Raw genomic sequence first — 25,713 nt, forward strand, 5'->3', positions numbered from 1 at the left:
CGCCGGCAGAAACATGGGGGAATGTAAAATGAATACGATCTCGAACCAGCGACTGTCGCGTGCGGTGACGCGTAGTCTGGGCGGCGGCACGGCCATCGGTATGGCGTTGCTGTTTGCAGCCGCGGGACATGCGCAAACAACGGCGGCGAACAGCGGCGAATTGGAGACGGTCGTCGTCACCGGCATCCGGGCGGGTATCGAAGAATCGATCGAGCTCAAGCGCGATTCGGGCAGCATCGTCGAAGCGATCTCTGCCGAAGACATTGGCAAGCTGCCGGACACCAGCATCGCCGACTCATTGTCACGCCTGCCTGGCCTGACCTCGCAACGCGCTGAAGGTCGTGCGTCCGCAATCAGCTTGCGCGGCACCGATCCGGGTTTTACGAGCGCGCTGTTGAATGGCCGCGAGCAGGTGAGCACCGGCGATAATCGCAGCATCGAGTTCGATCAATATCCGTCGGAGCTGTTGAGCTCGGTGCTGGTATACAAGACGCCCGATGCGCAGCTTGTCGGTCAGGGCCTCGCCGGCACGATCGATCTGCGCACCACGCGTCCGCTCGATGTGAACGACCGCGCGATCGTCATGAACGTGCGCGGCGAGATGAACTCGCAGAACGACATGGGCGCCGACTCCGACGACAAGGGCTATCGCGCCAGCTTCTCCTACATCGATCAGTTCCTCGACAACACGCTAGGCGTCACCTTCGGCTTCGCGCATCTGGAATCGCCGCTGGCGATCCAGGGCGCCGGCACCTACGAACCGTGGCACGCGAACGATCCGGACGTTGACGCGTTCAACTATCACCCCGAAGTGGCGGACGGTCTGTATGTCACGAACGGCATGAAGATCCGTTCCGACATGGGCGAGAACCGCCGCGACGGCGCGATGGCGGCGATTCAATGGCGGCCGAGCGACAGCTACGAGACCGTGCTCGATCTGTACTACACCAAGCGTAAGCAGACGGACAATGCACGCAGCCTGGAAGTGAATCTGGGCAACTATCCCATCCAGGGTCAGGGCTTTGCGGATCCCATCATCGCGGACAACACCGTGATCGGCGGCACGCTGCTCAATCGCGTGCCGCTGGCGCGCAACTTCCTGTTCAAGACCGAGGACGAGATTTTCGCGACCGGCTGGAACAACAAGTGGTTCGCCGGCAGCTGGACGTTCATCGCCGATGTGAGCTACTCCAAGGCCGAGCGCGACGAAGAACAATTCGAAACCAACGGTCAGTTCGTGGCGGGCGGCACCTCCAACATTCCTGACTCGGGTTTCTTCAGCCTGTCGCGCGACGACATGCCGACGCTGAGCTTCAACATGAACTACGCCGATCCCAACGGCGTTCGGGTCGGTCCCACGATCTACGGCGCGGGCTACAGCAAGATTCCGCACATCGAGGACGAGCTGAAGTCGGGGCGCGTCGATGTGATCCGCGAGCTGGACAATGCCTGGCTGGCGAATATTGCAGTCGGCGCCAACTACTCGGATCGCAGCAAGGACAAGGTGCAGCCCGAGGCCAATCTCTCGACTCGAAACAACGCGTACTACCAGGTGGGCGACCATCTGCTCGCGCCGACCAATCTCGGCTACGCGAATGCCGGCCGCGCGCTCGCGTGGGATGTAATGGGCGTGCTGGCCGATTTCTACAACCCGATCGACTACGGCACGCCGGATCGCGACGGCTTCGCATATCTGGTCGGCAAGAACTGGGAAGTCAGCGAGAAGGTGACGACCGGTTACGTGAAGAGCGAGCTCGATCACGAGCTGTCCTCGAGTGTGACGTTGAAGGGCAACGTCGGCGTGCAGGTGGTGCAGACGGATCAAAGCTCCGACGCACTGCGCCTGGAGAACGGCGACCCGGTGCCGTTCAGCGATGGCAAGAAGTACACAGATGTGCTGCCCGCGATCAACTTCGCCTTCATGCTGCCGTCGGATCAAGCGGTCCGTGTCGGCGTCGCAAAAGAAATCGCGCGCGCCCGCATGGATCAGCTGAAGGCGTCCAGCGAAATCGGCTACGACGCCGCAACCGGATTGCCCGGCGGCTCGGGCGGCAATCCGCGTCTCGATCCCTGGCGCGCGGTGGCGTACGACCTTTCGTATGAAAAATACTTTGGACCGAACGCGTACATGTCGTTGGCGGGCTTCTATAAGGACCTGAAGACTTATATCTATAGCCAGACCATCGCCGACTACGACTTCTCAGACTTCCTCGCGACCCTGCCGCCGGAATACTTCGAGGATCCCGATATCGTGATTCCGACCAGCGGCCGATTCACGCGGCCGGTGAACGGCGATGGCGGCAACTTGCGAGGTCTAGAGCTGTCCGTCGCATTGACCGGCGAACTGTTCACCGATGTGCTGAGCGGCTTCGGCACGATCCTGAGCGTGTCGCGCACCGAAAGCAGCATCACCATCGAGGATCCGCCGAACAATCAGTTCACCGGCGGCAACGGCCTGGGCAATATTCCGCTGCCGGGCCTGTCGAAGACGGTGTGGAATGCTACGGTGTACTACGAGAACGCGGGCTTCTCGGCGCGTGTGGCGACTCGCTCGCGCTCGAAGTACATCGGTGAGGTGACCAACTTCGCCAACGATCGCGCCTTCAAATACGTGAAGGGCGACCGGATCACGGACGCGCAGCTCGGCTACGAATTTGGTCCCGGCACGCTGCAGGGTCTGTCCATTCTCCTGCAGGTCAACAATCTCACCAACGAGCCGTACATCGCGTACTCGGTGTCCGAGACCCGTCTGCAGGACTTCCAGGAATACGGCCGGCAGTATCTGCTCGGCATCAACTATCGGCTCTGAGCGATCGTTGTCGTGGCCCCACATCCCCTTCCTTCCCACCCCCGGGAAGGGGATGATGGGGCGTTCTGCCCTCAGTCCGCCCCGCGACGTCATTCGAGCGAGAGATCAGGATGCGTTGGTTCGCCGTGCTGTGCTTGTGTTTGTCCGGATCGCTGGCCGCAGAAACATTTGACGCGATTGCATTCCGCTCGCGGCTGCCGCAGGACGAGGTTATTTATTTCCTGCTGCCGGACCGCTTCGAGAACGGCGATACCCGGAACGATCGCGGCGGGCTGAAGGGCGATCGACTCAAGACGGGTTTCGATCCCACGCACAAAGGTTTCTATCACGGCGGCGACCTGCGTGGCTTGATCAAGCGGCTCGACTACATCCAGGGTCTGGGCGCCACTGCCATCTGGCTGGGTCCGATCTATAAGAACAAGCCAGTGCAAGGACCGCCCGGCCAGGAGTCGGCCGGCTATCACGGTTACTGGATCACCGATTTCACGCGCGTCGACGAGCACTTCGGCACGCAGCAAGAGTTGAAGGAATTCATCGACGCCGCACACGCGCGCGGGATGAAGGTCTATCTCGACATCATCACCAATCATACGGCCGATGTGATCTCGTATCGGCAATGTCCGCAAAGCGATTGTGTCTACCGCTCGCGCGCCGACTATCCTTATAGCCGGGCCGGCGGCACCGACGGCTCGGCCATCAACGAAGGCTTTCTGGGCGAGAGCGTTCAGACCGAAGCAAACTTCGCAAAGCTGACGCGCACCGACTATGCCTATGAGCCGTTCATTCGCCCGGCCGAAGCGAAGGTGAAGGTTCCCGAGTGGCTCAACGATCCCATCTGGTATCACAACCGCGGCAACACCACGTTCCGCGGCGAAAACAGCATGATGGGCGACTTCGTCGGGCTCGACGATCTCATGACCGAGAATCCGCGGGTGTTGCGTGGTTTCATCGAGATCTATCAGCGGTGGATCGAGGAGTTCGGCGTCGACGGCTTTCGCATCGACACGACCCGTCATGTGAACCCGGAGTTCTGGCAGGCATTCGTGCCCGCGATGCTGAAAACGGCGCACGCGCGCGGCATCTCAAACTTTCACATCTTCGGCGAAGTGTTTGCGGAGACCGGCGATGTCGTTCCGCTCGCCTGGAGCACTCGCGTCGATGGATTGCCCGGCGTGCTCGACTTCGCTTTCCGCGCCACGGTGCTCGACACGCTCACGAAGAGTGCGGGCACGGACAAGCTCGCATGGCTCTACAGGAGCGATGCGCTTTACGAAGGGGGCGACGAGGCGGCGATTCAACTGCCGACGTTCATCAGCAATCATGACATCGGCCGCTTCGGGCACTACGCGCGCGCCAATATGACGGATGGCGACGATGCCGGCGTCTTGAAACGGTCGATGCTCGCTCACGCAATGATGTTCACCTTGCGTGGTGTGCCCGTGATCTACGCAGGTGATGAGCAGGGATTCGCGGGCGACGGCTCCGATCAGGACGCGCGCGAAGACATGTTTCCCAGCCGCGTTGCCAGCTATAACGACAACGTTTTGCTCGGAACCAAGGCAACGACGGCGCTCGGCAACTTCGATCGCGATCATCCGTTGTATGTGGCGATCGCCGAGCTGGCGGCGCTGCGCCAGGAGAACGCCGCCTTGCGCCGAGGCAAGCAGATCGTGCGCAACTACTCAGAAAAGCCCGGGCTGTTTGCCGTGTCGCGCCTCGACCCGCGGACCGGGCGCGAGATCCTGGTCGCTTTCAACACGTCGACCGTGCCATTGCAGGCGAACGTGGAGGTCGATGCTCGCACTCGCGCCTTTCGCTCGTTGAAGGGACCCTGTGCTCCACGCCCGACTGCGCCGGGCAGCTACAAAGTGACATTGGAGCCCTTGAGCTACGTGGTGTGCGCGGCGCAAGATGAGTCATGAGTCGCATGCAGAAGCCCGTGTTGTCGTTCTGGCAGATCTGGAACATGTGTTTCGGATTCCTCGGCATCCAGTTCGGCTTCGCGCTTCAGAACGCGAATGTGAGCCGCATATTCCAGACGCTCGGCGCGCAACTGGATGAGATTCCCATGCTGTGGGTGGCGGCGCCGCTGACCGGGCTCATCGTGCAGCCCATCGTCGGCTACTACTCCGACCGGACCTGGACTCGCCTTGGTCGCCGGCGACCGTACTTTTTCTTCGGCGCGCTCGCCGCGACGCTGGCCCTCGTGTTCATGCCGAATTCTCCGACGCTGTGGATCGCAGCGGGTTTGCTGTGGATCCTGGACGCGTCCATCAATGTTTCCATGGAGCCGTTTCGCGCTTACGTCGGCGATCAGCTCCCGCCGCCGCAGCGGCCGGCGGGCTATGCGATGCAGAGCTTTTTCATTGGCGTCAGCTCCGTCATCGCGAGCTTGCTGCCATGGATTCTGACCCGGCTCGGTGTCGACAACACCGCCGGGCCCGGCGAGATTCCCGACACGGTGAAATATTCCTTTTACTTCGGCGGCGTCATGCTGCTGGGCGCGGTGAGCTGGACGGTATTCAGCACGCGTGAATATCCCCCCGATCAGCTCAAGAACTTCGATGACGCCGGCGTGGTGCGCCAGCGGCCGCTCGATGTCGCAAGGTCGCGACGAGATGGCGCAGTCTGGCTCGGCGCCGGCGTGGTCGGGCTGCTCGCCATATCCCTGTTGCAGTGGGATCGGCAGCTATATCTGCTGGCGGGCGGCATTGCCGTTTACGGCGTGGCTTTGCTGGTGCTGAGCGCTTCGCGATCCACCAACGTATTCACCGCGATCATGACCGATGTGCACGACATGCCCGATGCGATGCGCCGGCTCGCGGTCGTGCAATTCTTTTCCTGGTTTGCCTTGTTCGCGATGTGGATCTATACGACCGCGGCTGTCACGCAAGTGCATTTCGGCACGAGTGACGTTCAGTCGGCCGCGTACAACGAAGGGGCGAACTGGGTCGGCGTGCTGTTTGCGGCGTACAACGGATTCGCGGCACTGGCGGCCATCGTGATTCCGTTCATGGTGCGGCGTTGGGGTTTGCGCGTGAGCCACATGATCAATGTGTGGCTGGGCGCGCTGGGACTCGTGTCATTCGCGGCGATTCGCGATCCGCAATGGCTGTTGGTTGCGATGATCGGTATCGGCTTTGCGTGGGCGTCGATCCTGTCGCTGCCCTATGCCTTGCTCTCCGACAACCTGCCCGCCGAAAAGATGGGCGTGTACATGGGCATCTTCAATTTTTTCATCGTGATTCCGCAGCTGCTGGCGGCCAGCGTGCTCGGCTTTCTGCTGCGGACGTTCCTCGGCGGCGAGCCCGTCTATGCCCTGGTCATCGGCGGCGCCAGCCTGTTCCTGGCTGGCGTCGCCGTGCTACGGGTTCAACCGAAGGTCAGCTTGCCTTTCATCACCGACCAGTGGCCGGGGAACGAGCAGAAGAAGGTGTAATCGCCGCCTTTCTTCAAGCCCGTGGTCGGGAACGTGATGCTGGTGCTCTCACCGCCGCCCACGACCTTGGTGTGCGCGATGACGCGCTTGTCGTCTTTCGGCACGTAGTTGTTCGGCAAACCGGCCGACATGCCGGCGGTGGCGACCGCCTGAAACACCGACGTTTCGGTCAACACCCAGTTATGGCCCATGGCGGCCGCGGGCAGCTTGCCCGAATGCTTCAGCGTCAGCTTCACTTCGGTGCAATCGGCGGCCACGGCCAGCGACTGCTTGTTGAACTGCATGGCGTCGTTGCCTTCGATGGCCAGCTCGCAGGTCTTGGCGGCGTGAGTGAGCGGAGCGAAGACGCTGAGCGCGCCGAGCAGAACGGTGGATGCGAGAATTCTTGAGATTGTCATCGGATTACCTGCTGATGCGATTGTAGACGCGTGCGGATTGTCGGGCGTGGGCGGCCGGCTTTCAAGCGCCCGGCGCCGCGACTTCCCGACACTGACCCGTGGAACAACACGGGCACTAAAACGTCCCTAATGAATGAGATCTGAACCCCACTCCCGGCTGCCCGGTCCATGACAAATCTGCGGATTCTGCGTGGCGCCGGCTTGTCCGCGCTGTGCGTGTTTTGTACCGCAACCGCGCTCGCCGAGCGGGTCACCGTCACCATCAACGGACTCGAGGAAGATATGCTCGAATCGGCGCGCGCCAACCTCGAGCTGAAACAATACGAAGAGCGCGACGTGTCGGCCGCGCAGGCGCGTCGCCTGTTCGATCGTGGCAAGGAGCAGATCGTGCGCTCGCTCGAGCCTTTCGGCTTTTACAACCCGAGCGTCGAGGGCCGGCTGGAGCGGCCCGAGCCCGGTAAATTTCACGCGGTCTTCGATGTGAAAGCCGGCGACCCGGTGATCGTTCAGGAAAAGAGCATCGAAGTCGCACCCGAAGCCACCGCGCTCGACCCGGTCAGACAGGCGGTGGAGAGGTTCGAGCCCAGGCACGGCGAGCGACTGGATCACGCCAAGTACGAGCGCAGCAAGGATCAGATCTCGGCGGCGCTCGCCAACGACGGCTTTCTCGGCGCGCAACTGGTGCGCCATAAAGTGTCAGTCGTTCGCAGTGCGAACACGGCGGATATCGACCTGGCGTGGGATGTGGGCCCGCGCTACCGGCTCGGCGCGCTGCGCTTCTCGCAGACCCAGTTCCCGGATTCGTTCCTGCAGAAATACAAGTTGTGGAAGGACGGCGAGTATTACTCGGCGGACAAGCTGCTGGCCTTGCAGCAGTCGCTGGTCGATGCGGACTATTTCACATCGGTGGCGGTCGCGCCCGACCTGGAGCATGCCGCGAACGGCGAAGTGCCCGTGGACGTGATGCTGATTCCCGCCAAGCGCACCTTGTACACGGCGAACATCTACTTCGGCACCGACTCCGGTCCCGGCACCAAGCTCGGTGTGCAGCGACGCTGGCTCAACAAGCGCGGCCACAAGCTGGGTGGCGAGATCGAGTATTCGGGGCGGCTGGAGGAGTACAGCGTCAAATATCAGATTCCCAGGCCCGGCCCGCGGCCGCGCAATTACACCTTCGGTCTCGGTTATCGCGATGAAGAGACCGACACCAGCACTTCGCGCATGTTCCGGCTCGCGGCCACGCAGGTTGCCGATCGTTGGAAAGGCTTCACTCGCACCGTGGGCCTGCAGTACTTGAACGGCGATTTCGAGATCGCCGATGAGCGCGGCCAGACCAGCCTGCTCTACGCCGATGGCCTGCTCACCCGGAAACAGGCCAACGATATCTACTTTCCGACCTCGGGATATTCCTTGCTGTACGGCCTGCGCTTCGGCTTCGAACAGGTGCTCTCCGACACGACCTTCGCGCAGGTACGCGCCGAGGGAAAGTGGCTGAAGAAAGTCACTGATGACGGCCGCGTGATTCTTCGCGCCGCGCTCGGCGCCATGGTCGTGGATGATTTCGATGCGCTGCCGCCGGAGCTGCGCTTCTTCGCCGGCGGCGATCGATCCATTCGCGGCTTCGACTATCAAGCGATCGGCGAGACCAACGCCAGCGGCGGCGTCATCGGCGGCGAATATCTGACCGCCGGCAGCGTCGAGTACGAACATTTCTTCTGGCAGAACTGGGGCGCGGCGGTGTTCGTCGATGCCGGCGACGCCTTCAAGTCCAGCTTCGACATGAATGTGGGCGCGGGCATCGGCGTGCGCTGGAAATCGCCGATCGGGATGGTGCGGCTCGACGTCGCGCAGCCGGTAGTCACCGATCTGGACGGCGGCTGGCGCGTTCATTTGATCATCGGGCCGGATTTATGAGCGTGCTGAAGAAAACCCTGGCCTGGACCGGCATCGTCATCGCGGCGCTGATTCTGCTCGCGGTCGGTGCAATTGCCTGGATCCTCAACACGCAGTCGGGCACGCGGTTCGCCGCCGAACGCGCGCAGGCGATCATGGGCGAGAAACTTGCCATCGGCGCCATCGACGGGTCGATTGCCGGTCCGCTGCGCATCACCAATCTGCACTATCGAGATCCGGCGGCGGGCATCGACGCGGCGGTCGCGACGCTCGAGGTCGACCTGGTGCTGAACGCTCTGTGGCGCCGGCTCGTGCACGTCGATCGACTGAACGTGAGTGGCGTCGACGTGCTGATGCAGGAGCCAACGCAACCGCCGCCGCCCGAGGAGCCCGCCAAGCCGTTCACCCTCAAGCCGCCGATCGATATCGCCGTCGATTCGTTCCTGGCGAGGAATGTGAAGCTTCGAAATCCGGAAGCAACGATCGTCGAGATCACACGAGCGACGTTCGCCGGCCGCTGGACCGAGGCAGCGCTGGCCGTGAGAACACTGAACGTGCAATCGCCGCAGGGCTTCGTAACGTTCCACGGGCGTGTCGCGCAGAACGATGCGTTTCTGGGCGAGGGACGGGGGCGATTCGAATGGACGGCGGGCGAGCAGAAGTTCGTCGGCACCTTGCTCGCTTCGGCGAACGAATCGGATGCGGTCCTCAGCACCAAATTGTCCGCGCCGCTCGAAGCGATCTTGCACGCGAAAGTGACGCAAGCGGCCGATCATCAATGGCAGCTGCAACTGGAAGTGCCGCGCTTCGATCCTCGCGAGGAGCTGATGCCGGATTCGAGTTTCCATAGTCTCGCGGCATCGTTGCACGGCGAAGGAACATTCGATCAGGGTGTCGTTTCCGGCCGGGTGACGCTCAACGACGAGCCGCTCGAGCTGGAACAGGTGCGCTTCACGCGTAGCGAGGAGCGGTTACAGTTGGAGACGCTGTTGAAGATCGGCGCGACGGCGGGCGAGCTGATGGCCGATGCCGATATTCAGTTCTCGGAAGAATCTTGGATCAGCAAGGCGAGCGCGCGGTGGCGGGATGTCATCGTGCCATCCGCGTGGGTCGGGCAGGAGTTGTACACGCACGGCGAGCTGGACTTCGATGGCAATCCAAAGCTGTACAACGCGAAGGGGCGGCTCACGTTGGGTCCGCAGAAGCAGCAGGCGGACATTGCGTTGCAAGTGCGCGGAACGCCGGAGCTGGTCGAGCTGCAACAGTTCGACATCGTGCAGCCGAAAGGCCGGCTCGCCGCGACCGGCAAAGTCGATTTGAAACCGCAACTGGCGTGGGTCGTCGATGCGCAAGGAAAAGACTTCGATCCCGGCGCGTTCGCGGTCGAGTGGCCGGGCAGCCTGCGTTTTCAATTGGCCACGCAAGGCAAGATGACCGAGCAGGGGCCGGACGCCACGTTGAAGCTCAGCGAGTTGCGTGGCCGGTTACGCGGTCGCCAGATCTCGGGCGATGCGGATATGACGCTCACCGCGCCTTACTTGCCCGCCGGCACGCTCGCGTTGAACTCGGGCCAGAGCTCGTTGCGGGTGGAGGCGGCGAAGGGCGAGAAGATCAACGCCACCATCGCAGTGAATGTGGCGTCGTTGAATGACTGGGTGCCTGACTCTGGCGGCGAACTGGCGGCGAACTTTCGAGTGCTCGGCAAGTGGCCCGAGGTGGCGATCAACGGCAATGCGCGTGGTCATGAGCTGCACATGAATGAGATGCGTCTGCAGGGAATCACGCTGGACGCTGACGTGAACAAGCCGCTAGATCCGGAAGGCGCGGTGAAGGTGCAAATGGAAGGGCTGTCGGCTGCAGGTCTCGAATTTGAGACGTTGCAAGCGAACGCATCCGGCAACTCGGCGGAGCATCGCGCTGAAGTGAATACGACCGGCAAGCCGCTCGCGTTCTCCGTCGCTGTGCAAGGAGGTCGCCGGGACGATGGTTGGTCCGGCGCGGTACAGCGGCTGGTGCTCGACGTGAAGGATGCCGCTCGTTTGAGCTTGCGTGAGCCGGCGAACATCGTCATGAAGACGCAGGATCAGAAGACGGCGGTCGATGTGTCGCGCGCGTGTTTCGTCGATCGTGACATCGAGCTGTGCCTGCAAGGCGGCATGCAGCCGGACGGCTCGATGCAAGGTAGTTACTCGCTGGCCAACGTGCCGCTCGCGCTTGCGAACTCCATGTCCAGCGGCGATCTGCCCTTGCGCTTCAAAGGAATGATCCAAGGCCAGGGCGACATCCGTCGCGACGCCGACGGCAACTTGTTCGGCAACGCGTCGATCCGCTCGCCCTCCGGCAGCATGTCGCGCACGCTGGTGGTCGATGGCGAGTCGGAGCCCGCCGAAGAAGAAACATTGTTGACGTATCGGGACTTCAAGGTCGAAGCAACCCTGTCCGGCGCGGACGCCCGAGCTTCGATCAGCACCGGTCTGATGGAGAATGGCTCGCTGCAAGGCGAGGGTGAGGTCCGCGGGCTGAATCAGGGCGATACGCAGATCAATGCCCGCATGAACGCGAGTCTGCCTGATCTCGCACCGTTCGCAGTGTTCGCGCCCCAGCTCGCAAACGTGCACGGACGCATGGATGCCAGGGGCAGCGTGACGGGCTCGCTGCAGGAGCCAGCGATCACGGGCGAGGTCACGGCGGCGGAGCTGGCCGCGGATATTCCTGCGGTTGGATTGCACTTGAAGAACGGCCGCGTCGATGTGCGGCCGAAATCGACGACGGAGTTTCAGGTGTCGGGCGGCGTCGCTTCAGGCGAAGGCTCGCTGAAGTTTGCGGGCACGGCGTCGACGAGCGGAGTCATCAACATGCAAGTCGAGGGCAATCGTTTTCTCGCGGCCGACATCCCGGGTGCGAAGGTGCTCATCTCACCGGATATCGATGTCGTGCGTAACGAGGAGCGGACGACGCTGTCGGGCAAGGTGAGGATTCCCTCGGCGGATGTGAATTTGCAGAAGCTGCCGAGGGGCGGCGATAAAGCGCAGGCTGCCTCGCCGGACGTGGTTGTCGTGGACGCGCAGACGCAGGAAGAAGCGGCGGAGGAGGCGATTCCGTTGTACGCGGACATTACGATCGTTTTGGGCGGGGAAGAGCAGCGCAGGACGGAGCTCAAGGAAGAGGCCGTCAATCTCACCGGTTTTGGCTTGATCGCGAAGGTGACGGGACAACTCGATGTGCGTGAGAGGCCGGGGACGGACACGGTGGCGTCCGGTGATGTGAACGTTACGGGAACCTATAAAGCGTATGGGCAGGACCTGACGATTCAGCAAGGTCAGCTGCTCTACGCATCGACGCCGCTCGACAATCCGAGGCTGAGAATCGAGGCAACGCGCGAGGTGGACGAAGTTGTCGCGGGCTTGAGAATTCGCGGCAGCGCGCAGAGCCCGGAGCTCACCGTGTTCTCGGATCCGCCGATGAGTCAGGCGAATGCGCTTTCATACATCGTTGCGGGCAAGCCGTTAGATGACATCGGCTCAGGGTCGGGTGAGGGTGACGCCGTGCAGGCGGCAACGAGATCGTTGGGTGCCGCTGCCGGAGGCCTGCTCGCGAAGAACCTGGGCAGACGGCTGGGCGCCGATGAGTTGGCGGTGAAGGATGATGAGATGCTCGGTGGCGCGGCGTTGACGGTTGGGCAGTATTTGTCGCCGCGTGTGTATTTGAGTTACGGAGTCGGGTTGTTTGAGCCGGGCGAGGTCATCACTCTGCGTTACAAGCTCTCTCGCGATCTGTCTGTGCAGGCCCAGCGCGGGCCGGAGGATACGAGAGCTGGCATCGAGTTTCGGACGCAAAGATAAGAGGAAGTGGCTCAGCGGTTCGCATCGCCAGGGCGGGGCAGATCCTCCGGGCACCGTGTTGAGGTTTCGCTGGCCTGCTCGCTTTTACCTCCACGATCCCTGGCCCGCTGAGCCGCGCGGGCCTGGGTTGAGCGTGTCGAACGCGACCCACGAGGCGCCGCTCTTCGTCGACACCGGCAGAATCGTGACGGGCAACGCCCCTGAGTTTTATGATGCTGCTAGCGCTATCATCAGTGGCCGGGCCGTGGCTTTGACGCTCACCAAGAGCTTAGCGGATCGGCAAGAGTCGCGTCCTTGGCCGGCCGTGTCGAAAGGGCTTCGGCCGCTTTCGACCAGAGAATACGGCGGTTGCAGCGGGGATCGAATGAAGAGGGAATCGGATAACGACAACACCACGGTCGCGAAGACCATCGCCGACCAGACGTATCAGCAGATTCGCCGGGACATCATTTCCGGAGCGCTGCCGCCTGGCACCAAGCTCGCGATGGAAATGCTGACCAAACGCTACGACGTGGGCCTGAGCCCGCTGCGCGAGGCGCTGGTGAAATTGACCGGCGATGCGCTGGCCGAGGCCGAGGGCCAGCGCGGCTTCTGGGTGTCGCAGATTTCGCTGGACGAACTGCAGGACACGATGAGCACGCGCCTGCTGATCGAAACGCAGGCGCTGTCGCTTGCCATCGAGAAGGGCGGCCTCGAGTGGGAGCGCGCAGTCAATCAAGCTTATGAGGAGCTGTCCTCGCTCGAGGATCAATTGAAAGAACGTGACGCTGCGACCTTCACGCGCTGGGAGAACGCCAACCGCCGTTTTCACGAAGCGCTCGTCTCGGCGTGCGGCTCGAAATGGCTGATCCGTCTGCGCAGCATGCTCCACTATCACTCGGAGCGTTATCGAATGATCTCGCTCGCCGAGGCGAGCGTGGAGCGCGATGTGCACGATGAGCACGAAGCCATTGTCGAGGCCGTACTCGGTCGCAAGACACTGCGTGCTTGCCGGTTGACTGAGCTGCACCTGCAACGAACCACCGACGTGGTGCGTGCTGCGTTGACGCGTCGTGGCGAAGATCTGCCGAGCAAGAACAGAAGCCGCAGCGTCACCGGTCGTCGGGCCGGCAAGTCTCGCCCGTAACGGTTGGCCCGTGCGCGCCGGCTCGGCGTGTTTACTATTGACCAGGGCCTTGATGGCTTGCGTCCGAGGCCGTCATCGTGCTGAATCGCGTGACCGGAAAGCGCGCCTGCAGACCAAAGAGGTCGCCGCATGACTGCAGATATTCCCCGTCTCGCGAGGCTGTTGGACGACGCGGTTCGCAATGCCACTGCGGTGGCGCAAATTTCAGCCACGGAAGCGTTAACGCTGCAACAGGCTTACGAGGTCCAGAGGCAAAGCATCGAGCGACGCCTCGCACGAGGCGAGCGCCGCATCGGCGTGGCCATGGGCTTTACCAGCCGGGCCAAGATGGAACAGATGGGCGTGCACGATCTCATCTGGGGCCGCCTGACGAACGCGATGATCGTCGAGGACGGCAGCACGATCAGCAGGAAACGTTTCGTGCATCCCCGCGTCGAGCCGGAGGTGGCGTTTCTGTTGCGCAAACCGCTGTCTGGCATCGTGACGGCCATGCAAGCACGCGATGCGCTCGAGGCGGTGGCGCCGGCGCTGGAGATCATCGATTCGCGTTATCAGAACTTCAGGTTCTCGCTGACCGACGTCGTTGCGGATAACAGCTCGTGCTCGGGGCTCACGATTGGCCCGTGGAGTTCGCCGCATCAGCCGCTCGATAATCTCGGCATCAGAGTGATGGTGAATGGTCGCGCGCATTCGTTTGGCTCGACGGCAGCGATCCTGGGTGATCCGGTTCGTTCGCTCGTGGGAGCGGCGGGGTTGGTTGCGATCAGTGGCGAAGTGCTGGAAGCGGGTCACATCGTCATGGCCGGTGGCGCGATGGCGGCGTTCGAGCTGCATGTGGGCATGCACGTCGAGTTGGAAGTCGACCGTCTGGGCCGCACGTCGTTTACGGTCGCCGAATAAGGTATCACCGTGCCCGCCTGGAATATTCGTGCCTTTATGCTGCGACGGCTCTCCCGGTCGCGCTTTGTTGGATTAGGATGCTGTCAATCACAACAAAGCGTGACGAGGGATCATGGTTTATTTCCTTGCTCTGCTGATTGGCATCGTCGCCGGGCTACGCGCCATGACGGCGCCGGCGGCGATTTCGTTCGCGGCTCATTACGGGCTGCTGAATCTGAGCGGCACCTGGCTCGCCTTCCTGGGTTATCGCTGGACGCCTTGGGTTTTCCTCGTTCTGGCAATAGGTGAATTGGTCACCGACCAGCTCCCCACGACACCGAGTCGCAAAGTTCCCGTGCAATTCGGGACGCGTATCCTGATGGGCGTCGTGACCGGGGGCGCGATCGGAGTGGCGGCGGGGTCGCTGTGGGTTGGATCGACCGTCGGTGCTATCGGTGCAATCATCGGAACACTCGGCGGCAGCGCTGCGAGAGCCAAGATGGCGGCGGCGTTCGGGAAGGATCGGCCGGCGGCGTTGATTGAGGATGCGGTTGCGATTGCCGCAGCGGGGCTCATAGTGTTGGCTTTGCCATGACACAGAACTTCGACGCCATCATCATCGGCGCGGGCCAGGCGGGGCCATTCCTGGCGGCGCGCTTGGCGCAGGCGGGCAAGAAGGTCGCGATCGTCGAACGCAAGCTGTTCGGCGGCACCTGTGTGAACACCGGCTGCATGCCGACCAAAACCATGGTCGCCAGCGCCTACGCAGCCCACATTGCGAGGCGAGCGGCGGATTACGGCGTGGAGACGAGCGCGTCCGTCAGCGTCGACATGAAACGCGTGCAAGCACGCGCCGCGAAGGTAACGCTCGACGCACGCTCGGGTTTGGAGAGCTGGCTGAAATCCATGCCCGGCTGCACAGTGATCGAAGGCCAGGCGCGCTTCGAAGCCGCGAACACGGTTCGAGTCGGCGAGCAGGCCCTCACCGCCCCGAATGTCTTCATCAATGTCGGCGGTCGCGCGAATGTGCCGGACATGCCGGGCGTGAACACCGTTGCGTTTCTCACCAACACCACGATGCTGCAGGTGGACTTCGTCCCCAGGCATCTGGTGGTGGTCGGTGGGAGTTATATCGGTCTCGAGTTCGCGCAGATGTTCCGGCGCTTTGGCTCGAAAGTGACCGTCGTCGAGCAAAGCGGGCGGCTGATCGGCCGCGAAGACGAAGATGTGTCGCTCGCGATTGCCGAGATCCTGAAAAACGAGGACATCGCAATCCGCACCCATGCCGAATGCATCAGCCTCGCGCCACACGCCGAGGGTGTAGCAGTTCACGTGAGTTGCACGCAAGGCGCACCTACAGTCGTGGGTAGTCACGTGCTACTCGCCGTCGGTCGCCTGCCGAACACGCATGATCTTGGCCTCGACCGGGCGGGCGTCGCAGTCGATGCGCGCGGTTACATCAAGGTGGACGATCGTTTGCAGACCAACGTGCCGGGTGTGTTCGCGCTCGGCGATTGCAACGGTCGCGGCGCGTTTACGCACACGTCCTACAACGACTTCGAGATCGTTGCGGCGAATCTGCTCGACGGTGCGGACCGGCGTGTCAGCCAGCGGATTCCCGCTTACGCGCTATACATCGATCCACCGCTGGGCCGGGTCGGCATGACAGAAACGCAAGCGCGCGCGAGCGGCAAGAAGTTGCTGATCGGCACGCGGCCCATGAGCAAAGTGGGCCGCGCCGTCGAGAAGGGCGAAACGCAAGGCTTCATGAAACTCATCGCCGACGCCGACTCCAAGCGCATTCTGGGCGCATCGATCCTCGGCGTCGGCGGCGATGAAGCGATTCACGGCATCATCGATGTGATGAACGCAGATGTGCCGTACACGAAGCAGCAGTGGGCGGTGCCCATTCATCCGACCGTCTCGGAGTTGATTCCGACGGTGCTGGGAGATATGCAGCCGGTGAGATAATCGGCGGTCCAGGGGAGGTGTGTCCGGCGCACCAACGGCGTCCTTGATGGCACGCCCGGGTCATTCGCGCCTGTGCTTCAATGGCTGCAGTGTTAAATGCCCGGAGCTGCACCCCGATGCGAACGTTGCGCCAATCCATGACGGCCCTGCTGCTGGCCGCTGTCACCGTCACTTCGGCGTCGGCCGTCGCCGATCCGCAGGACTCCCTGCAGCCGGTGGTCAACGCGGGCGACAAGAAGCTTCAGTTCGATTGGCCCATGCTCAAGATCGGCACCGGCGAGTATGGAGAGGGCCCGACCGGCGTCACGGTGTTTCGTTTCGCGCGTCGCGTGTACGGAGCAGTCGATGTTCGCGGCGGCGGTCCCGGCACGGTGAACACCGACTATCTGCGTCTCGGCTATAACGCGCCCGAGGTGGACACGGTCGTGTTCTCAGGCGGCTCGTGGTATGGCCTCGAGTCCACGACCGCCGTGAACACGGCGCTGAAAGACGACGGCGAGCGCAGTGGCAACTGGGACAACATCGGGTTGTCCGTGGGCGCGATCATTTATGACTTTGGCGACCGCCGGCTGAACGAGATCTATCCCGACAAGCGGCTGGCGCAAGCAGCGTTGCGAGCCGCGCAACCCGGTGTGTTTCCTTTAGGTGCTCAAGGCGCGGGGCGTTCGGCGCGCACCGGTCAGTTCTTCGGTTGCAACGTGCACTCCGGTCAGGGCGGTGCGTTCCGTCAGGTTGGTCCGGTGAAGATCGCCGCGTTCACGGTCGTCAACGCATTCGGGGTGGTGACGGATCGCGATGGCAAAGTAGTTGCGTGCAATCCCGGTGCGAACTGGCCGCAGCCGTTGCGTCCCACCGATCTGCTCGCCGGCATGCCAGACAGCCGCAAGCCCGGTTGGCAGCCTCCGAAAGAAGCCGCCCGCAACACCACGGTCAGCCTGGTCGTCGTGAACCAGACCTTGGAGCCGGCATTGCTGCAGCGGATCGCTGTGCAGGTTCACACTTCGATGGCGCGCGGGCTGCAGCCGTTCGCGACCGAATACGACGGCGACGTGCTCTACGCGATCTCGACTGCGGAAGTTGATGACAAGACCCCGGGTGCGCTCACGTCCGTGGATCTGGGCGTCATTGCCAGCGAAGTGATGTGGGATGCCATCCTTGCGTCGGTTCCCGAACAGCCCAAGGCCTTCCAGCCGAACAAGCGCTTCAAAGTCGCGGCCGCCGATCTGGAGAAGTACGCCGGCGAGTACAAGTTCAGCGACATCGTCAGCGTGAAAGTCTCCACCGAGGGCGGCAAGCTGGTGGCGCAAGCAAGCGGTGCTCGCGATGCGTTCGCCATCAAGAAGGCAGCGGCCGTGGAATTGCAGCCGGTCGCACAGGGTGACTTCACGGTGCCGGGCCGATATCCGCTCAATGTGCGTTTTGCTGACGGCAAATTGATCTTGAATCCTGGCCATTGGGAGCAGATCGGGGTCAGGTGATCCTGACTCACCAGGGCGTCCGCTCCTGGTGATCGCAGCTCACCGACGCCGTCAGCATTGGCAACTGTGCGCCTCGGTGGGCTGGCGATATAACAGCAACACCGCTGTTATCCAGGAATTTTCACCTTGCATCGCGACGCCGAAGTCCGCAGCCGACGTGCGGATGAACCTCAGGCCGCCGCCAGCCAGGCCCGCGATGCCTACGCGGGCAAGCTGCTCCCCGACGCCCAACTGCGCTTGTTTCGCGATACGCAGTGGGAGTTCGCGACGCGCACGATCGCCCGAGGCGGTCCTGTTCACGAGCTGCCGCGCGCCGACATTCAATTGCAGGATCTGGTCGTGCGCTCCAGGGGCGTGGAGTACGACCTGCCCGACTATCTCTCGCGCAATCGCGTTGCCGGCCTGCTGCTGATGAAGCGCGGCCGCATCGCGCTCGAGCACTATGATCTGGGCACCGATGCCAGCACGCGCTGGATCTCGATGTCGATGGCGAAGTCGGTGAGCACTACGCTCATCGGCGCGGCGATCCAAGACAAGCTCATTGGCGGTGTCGATGAGCAGCTCACGCGCTATCTCCCCGAGCTTCGTGGCACGAGTTACGACGGCGTGTCGATTCGTCATCTGTTGCAGATGACCTCGGGTGTGCACTGGGATGACACGCACACCGATCCGAGCTCCGAACGTCGTCGCATGCTCGAGCTGCAGATCGCTCAGCAGCCGGGCGCGATCATGAAGTTTCTCGCCAGCCAGCCGCGGGTGTCCGCGCCAGGCTCCGTGTGGAATTACAGCACCGGCGAAACTCACGTCGTCGGCGCACTGGTGCGCGCAGCCACTGGCATCTGGTGCGCGGACTACTTGTCTCAGAAGATCTGGTCCAAAGTCGGCATGGAACAGGACGCCACGTGGTGGCTCGAAGCGCCGGGCGGACTGGAAGTGGCCGGTAGCGGCATCAACGCGACGCTGCGGGACTACGCGCGCTTCGGCTTGTTCATGGCCAACGGCGGCGTCATCGGCAACGAGCGCGTGCTGCCGGACAACTGGATCGTCGAAGCCACTCAGCCGCGCCAGGTCGGTAATGCGCGCGTCGATTACGGTTATATGTGGTGGCCCGTCGCACGACCGAATGGCTCGTTCGCCGACGGCGCATTCAGTGCTCGCGGCATCTTCGGTCAATACATCTACATCAATCCGCGCGAGCAGGTGATCGTCGCGGTACTGAGCTCGCGCTCCAAACCGAAGGGCGCCGAGGCGATTCCGGACAACGATTTCTTCAACAGCGCGGTCGACGCGTTGACGTAGCGAACCAGACACATAAACACAACGGCTTGACCCTGGGGATCAAAGTTTTGGGAGGCAACATGGCGACGCGACTCAAGTACATCACGGCACTGGCGGTGGTTGGCGCAACCACCTCGGTCAGCACAATGGCGCAGGAACTGGTGGTCGAAGAGGTGATCGTGACCGCGCAGAAGCGCGAGCAGCGGCTGGTCGACGTGCCGGTGGCGATCACCGCGCTCGGCGGTGAGGAGATTGCGCAGAAGGGTTTGACCAATATCCAAGACATCGCGTTCGCGGTGCCCGGCATGGCGCTGCGCGAAGACGGCCCTGGCAGCTATCAGATCTTCATGCGCGGCCTGAGCAACCAATACGGCACGGATGCGCTAGTCGGTGTGTATCTCGACGAAGCGCCGCTCTCGCTCAGCGGTTTCGACCAGCTCGATGCGCGTCCGGTCGATCTCGAGCGCGTCGAAGTGCTGAAGGGCCCGCAAGGCACGCTGTACGGCCAGGGCTCGGTGGCCGGCGCGATCCGCTACATCACCAAGTCGCCGGAGCTCGATCAATGGGGCGGCTCCATCGCGGCCCAGGAAAGTTTCATCAGCGGCGGCGACTCGCGTGAAGTCATCACCGGCGTGTTGAACGCGCCGCTGGTTACCGACAAATTCGGCATTCGCATCGCGGCCCACGCCGAAGAAGGCGGCGGCTGGCAGGATCAGCCGGAAGCCGGCATCGAGGACGGCAACAATCAGGACCTGCGCATCGTGCGCACCAAGGCGCTGTGGAAGCCCACCGATGCGCTGTCGGTGCAGGGCATGATCATGATCCATCGCAACGAGAGCGAGCTGGGGCTCGGCTATGAGCAGCCGGATCGCACCGTCACTGTCGCCGTCGATCGTGCGCGTCGCCTGGTGCCGAAGAAGTTCGAGTACGACCTGTACAACCTCGATGTGAAGTACGACTTCGGTCCGGCCGAATTGCTCAGTTCCACCACGTACATCGATCACGATCACCAGTACCCGGCCTCGTATATCGGCGGTCCGGAGACGGTGTACGGCGGTGCGCTGGAAGGCACCGACGATCGCCACACTCGCGCGCACCAGTTCACGCAGGAACTCCGCCTGAGCTCCGCTGGCGAGAATTTCTTCAACTACACCTTCGGCGGCTTCTACCGCTCGATGAGCAACTCGCTGACCGCGTACTACGACACGCTGTTCGCGGGCGACTACTTCGGCGGCCTGGAGTACTACGATCGCGACACGTACGAGTCGTATGCGCTGTTCGGCGATATTTCCTTCCGCTTCGGGCGCTGGGAGCTCGGCACCGGCGTGCGCTACTTCCAGGACGATCAGAAGTCGTGGGATGGCCTCACCGAAGAAACGGATTCGTTCGATTCGGTCGATCCGCGCGCGTTCGCGTCTGTGAAGGTCACCGAAGACATCAACATCTACGCCAGCGTCGGCAGCGGCTTCCGCAGCGGCGGCTTCAACCGCGGCCCAGCCGACAATTTCGAGCCCGAGACCTTGATCAGCTACGAGCTGGGCAGCAAGGGCATCGTGGGCGGCGGCGTGTTCGCGTACGAAGCGGCCGTGTTCTACAGCGACTACAAGGACATGTTGCGCCGTGGCCTGGTGTTCAACGCGGACACCGGCACCACCGATCAGATCACCAGCAACATCGGCAAGGCCGAAGTGAAGGGTGTCGAAGTCGGTTTGACGTTCCGTCCGATCGAGCGGCTGACGTTGAACACGACGGCGACTTATCTGGACAGCGAGATCACCGAGGTGAAGGCGCTCGGCGCCACCAACCTGCCGGGCGATCCGGTCGACTACGTGCCGGAGTTCAGCTACACGCTGGGCGCGAACTACGACTTCGACTGGAGCGCGACCATGCCGGGCTTCTTCCGGGTCGACTACAGCTACCGCGACAAGGTCAGCTACATCGACCTGAGCAGCTTCCCGCTGGAAAACACGCCGCAGTTCTCCGATGACATCGCGCTGCTCGCGGCGCGCCTGGGCATGAAGATCGGTCAGGCGAGCGTCGAGGTGTTCGGCACCAACCTGACCAACGAGAACAAGTGGATCGATCCGTATCACGCGTGGACCAACGCCAATCGCACGCGGCCGCGTGAGGTGGGCGTGAAGGTCGGGTATCAGTTCTGATCATTGGCTGCCCGGGCCTGCGGCCCGGGCAGCGGCAATCGTGGAGAGGCAATGGCGCAGACGTTTCGCAGCACTCAGGATTATCGGGCGTTGGACGTGGCTCACCACGTCCATCCCTTCACCGATCAGAAGGCGCTGGCCGGCAAGGGCGTACGGGTCATCACTCGCGCCGAAGGCGCGTACGTGTGGGACAGCGACGGCAACAAGATCCTCGACGGCATGGCGGGCCTGTGGTGCGTCAACGTCGGTTACGGCCGCAAGGAACTGGTGGATGCGGCGACTCAGCAGCTGCAGACGCTGCCGTACTACAACAGCTTCTTCCAAACGTCGACGCCCTCGCAGATCGAGTTGGGCAAGGTGCTGGCGGAGGTGACTCCGCCGGGCTTGAAGCATTTCTTCTATACGAACTCGGGCTCGGAGGCGAACGACACCGTCATTCGTCTCGCGCGTCACTACTGGCGCGTGAAGGGCAAGCCGACCAAGCGCACGTTCATCGCGCGTAACCTCGGTTATCACGGCAGCACGCTTGCGGCCGTGAGCCTCGGCGGAATGTCGCACATGCACGCGCTCGATGGACAGTTGTTGCCCGAGTTCGCTCACATCGCTCATCCGCACTACTACACGCAGGGTGCGGGGCTGAGCCTGGAAGAGTATGGGGTGAAGGCGGCGCGTCTGCTCGAAGAAAAAATCCTCGAGCTGGGCGCCGACAATGTCGCGGCTTTCATCGGTGAGCCGGTGCAGGGCGCCGGTGGCGTGTATGAGCCGCCGCCGGGTTACTGGGCCGAGATTCAGCGGATCTGCCGCAAATACGATGTGCTCGTGGTTGCCGATGAAGTCATCTGTGGCTTCGGACGCACCGGGCAGTGGTTCGGCTCGCAGACCTATGGCATCGATCCGGATCTGATGCCGATGGCGAAGGGCCTGTCGTCGGGGTATCTGCCGATCGCGGGTGTCGCGATTCACGATCGCATCTGGAAGGAAATCAACGAAGGCGGCGCGCTGGCGCACGGCTATACGTACTCGGGTCATCCCGCGTCGTGCGCCGTTGCGATCGCGAACATTCAGTTGATGCGTTCGGAAGGCCTGGTCGAGCGCGTACGCGAAGAGATTGCGCCGTATTTCCGCAAGTGCCTGCAGGAGCTGGCGGCCTCGCACCCCATCGTCGGGGAGATTCGTGGCGTCGGTCTGATCGCGGCCATTCAGCTGGTGAAGAACAAGCAGGCTCGTGAAATCTTCACGACGCAGGACGATGCGGCGAATTTCTGCCGCGACGTGGCTGCGAACAATGGCCTGATCATGCGAGCGGTGTATCAGTCGATGGTGCTGAGCCCGCCGCTGATCATCAGCAAAGCTCAGGTCGATGAGTTGACGGAGAAGGCGCGCAAGGCGCTCGACGAAACCGCAAAGAAGTTTGGGTTAGGGTAACGTTGCTTTTGGGCGCGGCTCACGCCGCGCCCGCTTTTAAGTGTGGATGCTGTTTCTTGAGGGTGGCGATCATCCACTGCCGGAACTTGCGGATCACCGGCGAATCCCAGCGCTTCTCGCGCGCGATAAAGTAATAAATGCCCACGGCCAGCGGCTGGAACGCCGGCTTGCCCTCGCCGACATCGACCAGGCGGCCGCTGGCCAGGTCATCAGCCACGATCACATAGTTGGTCAGTGAGATGCCGCGGCCGTGTCGTGCCGCGTCCAATGTGAGATGGCCTTGCCACAGGCGCGTGCCGCTGAGCTCCACATCCTCATGGATGCCGTGAAAGCTGAGCCAGTTGCGCCAGCGGTTGAAGTTCTCCTCGTGCAACAGCTGATGGGTCAGCAGGTCGCGCGGCTCGTTGATCGGCGCCGAGCGGGCCAGGTATTCACGATTGGCGACGGCGAGCACCGGTGTATGGACGATCTCGGCGCTGCGCAGCTCGGCGGCGAGCTCGATGCGGTCCGCATAAGGCGCAACCAGGCGGATCTCGACGTCGGTGTGGTGGGCGAGCACGTCGGGCAGTCGATCGAGCGGGCGGACTTCGATATCGATGCCGGGATTGGCCTTTTCGAACTCGCCGAGCCGGCTCGACAGCCAGTGCAGCGCGAAGCCGGGCATGCAGCGGATGTGCAGGCGATGATCGTCGCCGCGTTTCATCAGATCGACGGTCGCACCGGCGATCAAGTCGATGGCGGTGGCGATTTGCTTGTGATATCGAATGCCGTCCTCGGTCAGCACTGCGCCGCCGGGAGTGCGTTGAATCAGCTTGGTGCCGGTCCAATCTTCGATGGCGCGCAGGTGCCGGCTCACCACGGCATGGTCGCGGCACAAATATTGGGCGGCTTTACGGACACCGCCGAGGCGCGCCACGGCGTCGAATGCTCGCAGTGCTTCGAAAGGGGGCAGCGCCTTGCGCGACGGCAGCGAGGCCGCCGGCTGGTGTGCGATTTTTTCCTCGCTCATCGTCTATAAACTCGGCGCCTCCTCCCCAGGGGATGGAAGCGTTCTTCAAATCGTGTCCCGAATCAACCTCGATTGTGTCACGGCCGGTGCGAAAACGGCACCAAGGCGATTGGCTTTGGCACTCCTAACCCGGGTGGCGACGCTGACAACATCGGTCAATTCTGCGAGTAAGGGGTGCCGTTGAATACCATCGCCGAGGCCTCATCGCCGGTCGCAGCACCGGCGGCCAGTGCCGAATTCTTCGGCCATCCGCGCGGTCTGGCATACATCGCCTTCACCGAGGCCTGGGAGCGATTTTCCTTTTACGGCATGCAGGCGCTGCTGGTGCTGTACATGTCGGGATATCTGCTGCAGCCCGGAGTGGTCGAGCAGGTGGCCGGTTTCGCCGGCCTGCGCGCCGCCATCGAGGCGGTGTTCGGCACGTTGTCCACACAAGCGCTCGCGGCCCAGATCTTCGGGCTGTATATCGGCCTGGTTTATTTCGTGCCCATTTTCGGTGGTCTGCTCGGCGACCACGTCATGGGAAGACGTCGGGCGGTGCTGCTCGGCGCAGCGGCCATGGCGATCGGGCACTTCCTGATGGCGTTCGAAGCAGCCTTCCTGCCGGCGCTGGCCGCCTTGATCGTCGGCTCCGGTTTGCTCAAAGGTAATCTTGCCGCTCAGGTCGGCGCGCTCTACAGCAAAGACGATCGTCGCCGCGACAGCGCATATACCGCTTACTGCACTGCTATCAACGTAGGCGCGTTCATCGCGCCGCTGGTGTGCGGCACCTTGGGTGAGTTCTACGGCTGGCACTACGGATTTGGCGCCGCCGGCATCGGCATGTTGATCGGAATCGTCATTTATCTGGCCGGTGCGAAATATTTGCCGGCTGATCGACCGCGTGACGCTCCAGTTCACGATCGCCCGCGCATGCAGCCCGGTGATCTGCGCAAAGTCCTGGTGATACTGCTGTTGCTCGCGATCACTGCACTGTTCTGGACGGTGCAGACCCAGGTCTGGAATACCTATCCGGTGTGGCTGCGCGACCACGTCGATCGCTCGTTGCCGTTCGGCTGGATGCTGCCCGTCACCTGGTTCCAGGCGCTCGATTCATTGACGGTGCTGCTGTTCGCGCCGCTGGTGATGTTCCTGTGGCGTCGCCAGGCGCAGCGGGGCGCCGAGCCGAGCGATCTGGGAAAGATCGCGCTCGGCTGCGCTTTCTTCGCCATCGCGTGTCTGTTGTTGAGCGTTGGACAATGGCTGGCGGGCGCCGGCCGGGTGCCGGTGGGCTGGCCCATCCTGTTCCATTTCGTTTGCGCCGCTTCCTATTTGTATGTGGCGCCGATTGCACTCGCGCTCGTCTCGCGCGCAGCACCCCCTGCCGTGAACGCCATGATGGTCGGCTCCTATTACCTCGGCCTGTTCGTCGGCGGCATCGCCAGCGGCTGGCTGGCGCGCTTCTATGAGCCGCTCGGCCCGATGATGTTCTGGATGCTTCATGTGCTGGTCGCGGTCGCAGGTTCGCTCAGCATCCTGGTGCTGCGGCGAATGTTTGTCCGCGTGCTCGAGCTGGAAGGCCCTAAAACGGCAACGGCTTGAGATCGGGGTCGATCCACGCGCGTCGCGCCATCACGGAGAACAACACGGGTTTCGACCAGTATTCGAGCAGCCAGTCGGAGCGTCCGTAACGGCTCGCGAGCAGCCCGTTCAGCACTTCGTGGAGCGCCTTTTCCGGTCTTTTTTCCAGCCAATCGCGCGCGGCTCGCAGCGAGGCCAGAGTGATGGTCTCGTGATAGCCGCTCGAATCGGTGTTCTCCACGCCGGTCGCGAGGTTGTACGCGCGAATCAATTTAGGCATCTCGGCTTCGGCGTTCATGCCGGGCCGTCGCAAAACCCAAAGAGCCGCGGCGAAGTGGGCCGCGTGCGTCCACTCCGGTTTCGGCAAAGTCCGGTCGATGACGCCGAGCGCAATGCGCTCGATTTCGCTGTCGCTGATGTAATGAATCATGGTCAAGCTCCTGACAG

General features: G+C 62.6%; 17 protein-coding genes. 14 read left to right on the forward strand and 3 right to left on the reverse strand.

Annotation, left to right across the window (positions count from 1 at the left end; genetic code table 11):
• The first annotated feature begins 28 nt into the window (after positions 1–28).
• The 3 genes from EK373_RS10255 to EK373_RS10265 all read left to right on the forward strand — a co-directional run bounded on the left by EK373_RS10255 (position 29) and on the right by EK373_RS10265 (position 6,248).
• Positions 29–2,809, forward strand: coding sequence for a TonB-dependent receptor (locus EK373_RS10255; RefSeq protein WP_129642568.1), 2,781 nt, complete (start codon positions 29–31; stop codon positions 2,807–2,809).
• A gap of 110 nt (positions 2,810–2,919) precedes the next feature.
• Positions 2,920–4,731, forward strand: a complete 1,812-nt coding sequence (locus EK373_RS10260) for an alpha-amylase family glycosyl hydrolase (RefSeq protein WP_129642569.1) — start codon at positions 2,920–2,922, stop codon at positions 4,729–4,731.
• The gene (locus EK373_RS10265; protein ID WP_129642570.1) at positions 4,728–6,248 is read left to right on the forward strand and encodes an MFS transporter; all 1,521 of its coding nucleotides are present in this window, start codon (positions 4,728–4,730) and stop codon (positions 6,246–6,248) included. Before EK373_RS10260 ends, EK373_RS10265 begins: the two co-directional genes overlap by 4 nt.
• Here the strand turns inward: EK373_RS10265 and azu are convergent.
• On the reverse strand, positions 6,182–6,646 hold the full coding sequence (gene azu / locus EK373_RS10270) for an azurin (RefSeq protein ID WP_129642571.1): 465 nt from the start codon (positions 6,644–6,646) through the stop codon (positions 6,182–6,184). The two genes, EK373_RS10265 and azu, sit on opposite strands and share 67 nt — an antisense overlap.
• 168 nt (positions 6,647–6,814) lie before the next feature.
• On the opposite strand from azu, the gene EK373_RS10275 reads away from it, so the two are divergent.
• From EK373_RS10275 to EK373_RS10320, 10 genes are all read left to right on the forward strand, one after another.
• Positions 6,815–8,560: an autotransporter assembly complex protein TamA gene (locus EK373_RS10275; RefSeq protein ID WP_129642572.1), complete on the forward strand. Its 1,746-nt coding sequence runs from the start codon at positions 6,815–6,817 to the stop codon at positions 8,558–8,560.
• 2 nt (positions 8,561–8,562) lie between these two features.
• Positions 8,563–12,381, forward strand: a complete 3,819-nt coding sequence (locus tag EK373_RS10280; RefSeq protein ID WP_157994307.1) for a translocation/assembly module TamB domain-containing protein — start codon at positions 8,563–8,565, stop codon at positions 12,379–12,381.
• Positions 12,382–12,745: 364 nt separating this feature from the next.
• Positions 12,746–13,507 (forward strand): GntR family transcriptional regulator, encoded by a 762-nt coding sequence (locus EK373_RS10285; protein ID WP_129642574.1) that lies wholly within the window; start codon positions 12,746–12,748, stop codon positions 13,505–13,507.
• A gap of 129 nt (positions 13,508–13,636) precedes the next feature.
• Positions 13,637–14,407, forward strand: coding sequence for a 2-keto-4-pentenoate hydratase (locus EK373_RS10290; protein WP_129642575.1), 771 nt, complete (start codon positions 13,637–13,639; stop codon positions 14,405–14,407).
• Positions 14,408–14,519: 112 nt separating this feature from the next.
• On the forward strand, positions 14,520–14,981 hold the full coding sequence (locus tag EK373_RS10295; RefSeq protein WP_129642576.1) for a DUF4126 domain-containing protein: 462 nt from the start codon (positions 14,520–14,522) through the stop codon (positions 14,979–14,981).
• On the forward strand, positions 14,978–16,357 hold the full coding sequence (locus EK373_RS10300) for an FAD-containing oxidoreductase (protein ID WP_129642577.1): 1,380 nt from the start codon (positions 14,978–14,980) through the stop codon (positions 16,355–16,357). Before EK373_RS10295 ends, EK373_RS10300 begins: the two co-directional genes overlap by 4 nt.
• A gap of 116 nt (positions 16,358–16,473) precedes the next feature.
• On the forward strand, positions 16,474–17,835 hold the full coding sequence (locus tag EK373_RS10305) for a P1 family peptidase (protein ID WP_129642578.1): 1,362 nt from the start codon (positions 16,474–16,476) through the stop codon (positions 17,833–17,835).
• A 126-nt stretch (positions 17,836–17,961) separates the two neighbouring features.
• Positions 17,962–19,134, forward strand: coding sequence for a serine hydrolase domain-containing protein (locus tag EK373_RS10310; RefSeq protein ID WP_129642579.1), 1,173 nt, complete (start codon positions 17,962–17,964; stop codon positions 19,132–19,134).
• Positions 19,135–19,193: 59 nt separating this feature from the next.
• Positions 19,194–21,272, forward strand: coding sequence for a TonB-dependent receptor (locus EK373_RS10315; RefSeq protein ID WP_129642580.1), 2,079 nt, complete (start codon positions 19,194–19,196; stop codon positions 21,270–21,272).
• Positions 21,273–21,323: 51 nt separating this feature from the next.
• Positions 21,324–22,697, forward strand: a complete 1,374-nt coding sequence (locus EK373_RS10320) for an aspartate aminotransferase family protein (RefSeq protein WP_129642581.1) — start codon at positions 21,324–21,326, stop codon at positions 22,695–22,697.
• 19 nt (positions 22,698–22,716) lie between these two features.
• On the opposite strand, the gene EK373_RS10325 is transcribed toward EK373_RS10320, so the two are convergent.
• Positions 22,717–23,706 carry a LysR substrate-binding domain-containing protein gene (locus tag EK373_RS10325; RefSeq protein WP_129642582.1) on the reverse strand — a complete coding sequence of 330 codons (990 nt, stop codon included), beginning with the start codon at positions 23,704–23,706 and terminating at the stop codon, positions 22,717–22,719.
• Between the two features lie 174 nt (positions 23,707–23,880).
• On the opposite strand from EK373_RS10325, the gene EK373_RS10330 reads away from it, so the two are divergent.
• A complete protein-coding gene (locus EK373_RS10330) occupies positions 23,881–25,287 on the forward strand; it encodes a peptide MFS transporter (RefSeq protein WP_232831062.1) in 1,407 nt (468 codons plus the stop codon).
• On the opposite strand, the gene EK373_RS10335 is transcribed toward EK373_RS10330, so the two are convergent.
• Complete coding sequence (locus tag EK373_RS10335; RefSeq protein WP_198683201.1) at positions 25,268–25,696, reverse strand: hypothetical protein; 429 nt, start codon at positions 25,694–25,696, stop codon at positions 25,268–25,270. The genes EK373_RS10330 and EK373_RS10335 overlap by 20 nt on opposite strands.
• Positions 25,697–25,713: the final 17 nt, after the last annotated feature.

This window comes from Peristeroidobacter agariperforans, assembly GCF_004138335.1.
GTDB classification, from domain to species: Bacteria; Pseudomonadota; Gammaproteobacteria; order Steroidobacterales; family Steroidobacteraceae; genus Steroidobacter; species Steroidobacter agariperforans.